The following is a 4,645-nucleotide window of genomic DNA, read 5'->3' as shown; positions in this document are numbered from 1 at the left end:
GGTTTTGTTTTCTTTCTGCTACTCTCCAGTATTGGTCTAATTTTTTTAAATTGTTCTTTACTTATATCGCTTGGATAGCTTTTTTGCATAGATATACCTCTTTCTTAACTATGCTTATTTTACCTCATATTTTCGAGATCCTTAACAGGTTCTTAGAATCTTCTGAAGGTTTATACGCGAAAAGAGACTTGTAGTAAACTAATAGGTCTATGCCACTCTGTCTTGCTTTCTGAATACCAAACACTTTTGTGTTGTAGCTTGCTTAAAAATAGTTATCGTTATTATAGAGTTTATATACAGAATTTATGTTTTTAAATTACATAATATCTTAACTACAAAAATAATTTTCTATATAATATTTCATATGTTTTAAAGCTTCATTTTTATGTTATTATAAACGTAAGTTTCAAGATTGAAAATAATATGGTAAATATTAACACAAAAAAACAGCCAGCAGGATTTTTCATATATCTCTCTGGTCTTTCGGGAAGTGGTAAACTTTCCACAGCAATAGAATTATCTAATATGATAAACGCATTAATTGTAAATAGTAAGTTCTATAACAATGTTCAAGCTTGCTCTATATACGATGGTGTCTTTGAACGTGATCAAATACCTAAAGAAGTTCAAGATAGAATATATGGCATTATGCAAATTATGCTTCAGGTAATAGAAAATTATCCGATTCACTCAAAAAATTACATATTTATTGATGAGTTGATGGAAAATAATGACCAGAACATGAGGATGTATGATTCAATAGTAAGGCTTAGTAAAAAAATGAACACAGAAATCCTTCCTGTGGTACTTAGGTGTGATCTACCGACATTACAAAAGCGTATTGCATTAAAAAGGCAAAGAAAAAATAGGAAGGTGATTAATCTAAATAGCATGATAGAGCAATGTAGGATTAACAATTTATTTACACCACCGAGTGCTATAGAGATAGAAAATTCAAATATGAGTATAAAAGAAGTAGCTCAAGAGATAGTAAACCAGATGCACAAGCTTAGCCAAATTGCGTGTATGCAAAAAAATAGTCTATAGCAATTTCATATACTGAGGCTCATTTAAATATAGAGCTTCAACTTCATTTAATTTTTGCTTGTTCTTTAGTCTATAATGAACTAATAGCCCTGCATGGCTAGCATTTAAATTGCAATCCATATGTGTACTGCTTGTAGCGTGACCAGGGTCACATGCTGCAGTTGGACCAGACAGCGGCAATAAATTGAAATCAAATAACTGTGTATAAAACCCTTGAGCATTTTTGATTATAGCTCTGATATTTTTTTTGCTATTTGCACAAAGCAAAGATATTGCGTAGGCTTGAACTTCCAGCGCACTAACCCCGTATAACGGCTTATTTGTAGCAAGATTTATACCTTGTGCAGCTGATATACCAACTCTAATTCCAGTGAAACTTCCTGGTCCAACTACTACCGCCAAATGATCTATTTTATCATAATTATAGTTGTGCTTATCAAATAAAGTACTTAGTATTTGAAAAAATGATTCTGCATGACTATTGCTAGTGGAATTGTGCTCTACAAAACAGTTACCATCATAATCAACTATTGCTATTGAACTACCAATACCTACAGTATCAATCGCTAAAATAGACATTACTTAAGCTTATCATAGAGTTTTGAAAATATCATAGTAAAGGCACCATTACCCATAACATTTGCTGAGGTGATTATTGGATCAAACACTACATACAATGCTGTGATTAACGAAAGCATTTCTGGAGAAAATTTGAGGTATTTCTCAAGAATAGGTAGCATTACCATAATTCCTCCTGCCGGCACTGCAACGATAGCAAACTTAAATAACAAAAAATAGAGAAGGAAAGTTACATAGTCTGTTGTGCACAATGAATAACCGGAGGCAATTATCATTGATAATATTATGACAAAAAAGCAATCACCTACTAAATGAAAGCTAGCAGTTATTGGCACAACAGACGATGCTATGTCAGGTTGCTTTACATTTTTTTTGCTTCCTTCAAGACTAAGAGGCATAGTTGCATTACTAGACATTGTGCTCATCGCAGTAATAAATGCCGGTATCATATTGCCTATACTAGCTATCCAGCTTGTGATCTTGAATGAATTTGCTGCTCCATATAAGAGGAAAACATAAAGGTAGGTTGCAGATGCTATAATAATGAAAATTATTGAGTAATCCTTAAATATTATAGATAAAACTTGATCATGCTGCATTTTTAAAGCAAGCCCAAGTACAAATATTGGAATAATCGGCGTCAAAAACGTCTTCAAAATAAAGAGAGTTAAATCTAACATTTTGTTCGAAAGCTCTTTGCTTTTCTTGGGTAGCAGTGTGGACACTACTATGCTGGACACAAATCCACAGGCAAGGGCATAAAAATTAGAAAGCAATGCAGGCAGCCTAAACGACCATAAGGGAACAATTGTTTCTTCATACGTTATATCTTGTATTGAATGAGTGTTTTGTATGATGAAATGCCCAACAGAATAAGCTATTAAACTTGAAGCCAGATTTGACAAGAAGATCATTATAATAAGTAACAATATGAACTTTACAGCTGACTGCTTAAGATTGTTAACACTGCTAAAGATTAACGCAAAAATAATAAAAGGCATTATAAATAGCAAAACCTCTTTTATACTCAGGCTCGTTGAGTACAAGAAGGTTTTTGCTTCCATTGGAGCTAAATGACCAAAGAATGCAACTGAAGTGATGACCGTGAGTAAGATTAACAGTTGTAGCACGTTCTTATATACCAATGTCCTATGGACATATATATGGTAAGTTAGTTGTTAAGTAAAGCAAAACTGTCTAAACTGCACAGCAAATGGTGTAATGAAAGTAGCTGACACTGGAATGACAAAGAAGAGTGAAATTAGCACTCACTTATTATTCGTGTCGTTTTCAGTAAAAGCCTCCTCCCATGTGCCTTGAGTTGCTGCACGGCTATACTCTGTTACTCTATTTTCAAAGAAATTCGTATGTTCCACGCCATTTAGTATTTCATCAAGCCACGGAATGGGATTATCATTAACATCATATATGGACTCAAGACCTAACTGCATTAACCGTCTGTTTGCTACGTAGCGTATGTAATTGCGCACTTCTTCTGCAGATAGTCCTTCAACGTCTCCGAAATTAAAAGCAAGCTTTATAAACTCATCCTCAAGCTCAACAATAGTGCGGCATGCAGAATATAATTCCTCTTTAAACTCATCGTTCCAAATTTCATTATTCTCTTTAATAAATGTATTAAATAACATAATAATTGAATTGGTGTGCAAAGTTTCATCACGGGCTGACCAGGCAATTATTTGTCCCATGCCTTTCATTTTTCCAAAGCGTTGAAAATTGAGCAAAATTGCAAATGATGCGAATAACTGCAACCCCTCGGTAAATGCACCAAACACCGCCAGAGTTTTAGCTACATGTTTTTTATCGTGTTTTTTGCTTTCCTCGAATTCTAACATGTATTCATACTTCTTTCTCATAGCATCATACTTTAAGAATGCTTGATACTCGCTTTCTGGCATGCCAATTGTGTCTAAAAGATAAGAATAAGCTGCAATGTGTATAGTTTCCATATTGGAAAAGCTTGCAAGCATCATGCATATTTCTGTTGGCTTAAATATATTTGAATAATGCCTCATGTAGCAGTTATTTACTTCAATGTCTGCCTGAGTAAAGAATCTAAAAATCTGAGTTAGTAGATTTTTCTCTACGTTTGAAAGTTTAGTTTTCCAATCCTTTACGTCATCAGCAAGCGGAACTTCCTCAGGTATCCAATGGATTCTTTGTTGCTGCAGCCACGCATCATACGCCCAAGGGTAATTAAAAGGTTTGTATATTGGATCTGCTTTTAACAATGACATAAGACAGCTATTATTTTCTAAAGTAAATATTATATTAAGTGATATTGAGAATCAGCCAATTCAACTTTTTTGAAATTTGACGGCAGATAATTTATTAGTGTATTATAGCTTCAAGTAATTTGTCAACAGAAATGCGAGTATTAATATCTTTTATTTTATTATCTACAGTGAGCTGCACTCACACTATTCACAATCACGGAGCTCCTGGCATTAGTGTTGAATTGTGGAGCAAGATAAAAGTAGGTGACGATAAAGAAAGAGTGGTTCACACTTTAGGATCACCAACATTAGTATCAAAGTTCGATGACAATGTTTGGTACTATGTCTCATATAAAGTTAAACAAGCCAATTTTTTAGGAAAAAGGAAGTATAGTAGTAAGTCTCTGCAAATTTCATTCGACCAGGACGGTAAAGTTGAAGATACAAAAGAAACTGACATCTTAGAGAGATCTTTGGCTGTTTCTGATTGAAAGTTTGCTAACTATAGAGTTTTTCTCACTCTTCTTTGCATCCAAGAACCGTATAACGTCATCCCAGTGCCCAGACAATGGAATCCAGGAAACTTAATTGCAAGTAATGCATTGGGTTTGGTGAGTATGGGTTTTGCGTTATAGAATGAAGCACTTTTGATGAATTTGTAAAGAAAACTGGATCCCAGTGGGCTTTGTTGCATCGCTCAAGTGAAAAGAACTGGCAGTTACTGACTCTCATTTTTTGTGGCATATTTTTTCTTCAACAGTTAAATGGCTATTTATAATGAA

At 34.0% G+C, this 4,645-nt stretch carries 7 protein-coding genes; 3 read left to right on the top strand and 4 right to left on the bottom strand.

The genetic code is table 11. The features are described 5' to 3' along the window. The coding region (locus tag OZD63_RS06180; protein ID WP_410543743.1) for a hypothetical protein at positions 1-194 on the top strand (194 nt) is incomplete at its 5' end. Between the two features lie 229 nt (positions 195-423). After that, positions 424-1,047 carry a DEAD/DEAH box helicase family protein gene (locus OZD63_RS04125; protein WP_077188561.1) on the top strand — a complete coding sequence of 208 codons (624 nt, stop codon included), beginning with the start codon at positions 424-426 and terminating at the stop codon, positions 1,045-1,047. Here the strand turns inward: OZD63_RS04125 and tsaB are convergent. From tsaB to OZD63_RS04110, 3 genes are all read right to left on the bottom strand, one after another. Continuing rightward, positions 1,042-1,626 (bottom strand): tRNA (adenosine(37)-N6)-threonylcarbamoyltransferase complex dimerization subunit type 1 TsaB, encoded by a 585-nt coding sequence (gene tsaB, locus OZD63_RS04120; RefSeq protein ID WP_077188562.1) that lies wholly within the window; start codon positions 1,624-1,626, stop codon positions 1,042-1,044. The genes OZD63_RS04125 and tsaB overlap by 6 nt on opposite strands. Then, positions 1,626-2,756: a cation:dicarboxylate symporter family transporter gene (locus tag OZD63_RS04115; RefSeq protein WP_275008198.1), complete on the bottom strand. Its 1,131-nt coding sequence runs from the start codon at positions 2,754-2,756 to the stop codon at positions 1,626-1,628. The genes tsaB and OZD63_RS04115 overlap by 1 nt, the downstream gene beginning before the upstream one ends. Before the next feature lie 138 nt (positions 2,757-2,894). Continuing rightward, positions 2,895-3,884, bottom strand: coding sequence for a ribonucleotide-diphosphate reductase subunit beta (locus OZD63_RS04110; protein ID WP_182320796.1), 990 nt, complete (start codon positions 3,882-3,884; stop codon positions 2,895-2,897). Between the two features lie 131 nt (positions 3,885-4,015). On the opposite strand from OZD63_RS04110, the gene OZD63_RS04105 reads away from it, so the two are divergent. Further along, positions 4,016-4,354, top strand: coding sequence for an outer membrane protein assembly factor BamE (locus OZD63_RS04105; RefSeq protein WP_275008197.1), 339 nt, complete (start codon positions 4,016-4,018; stop codon positions 4,352-4,354). 11 nt (positions 4,355-4,365) lie between these two features. Here the strand turns inward: OZD63_RS04105 and OZD63_RS04100 are convergent, their stop codons facing one another. Beyond that, a complete protein-coding gene (locus OZD63_RS04100; protein ID WP_275008195.1) occupies positions 4,366-4,557 on the bottom strand; it encodes a hypothetical protein in 192 nt (63 codons plus the stop codon). Between the last annotated feature and the right edge of the window lie 88 nt (positions 4,558-4,645).

The organism is Wolbachia endosymbiont of Drosophila leontia, from assembly GCF_028981785.1.
GTDB classification, from domain to species: Bacteria; Pseudomonadota; Alphaproteobacteria; order Rickettsiales; family Anaplasmataceae; genus Wolbachia; species Wolbachia pipientis.
The sequence above is the reverse complement of the archived record's forward strand: the minus strand, read 5'-3'. Positions and strand labels throughout refer to the sequence as shown.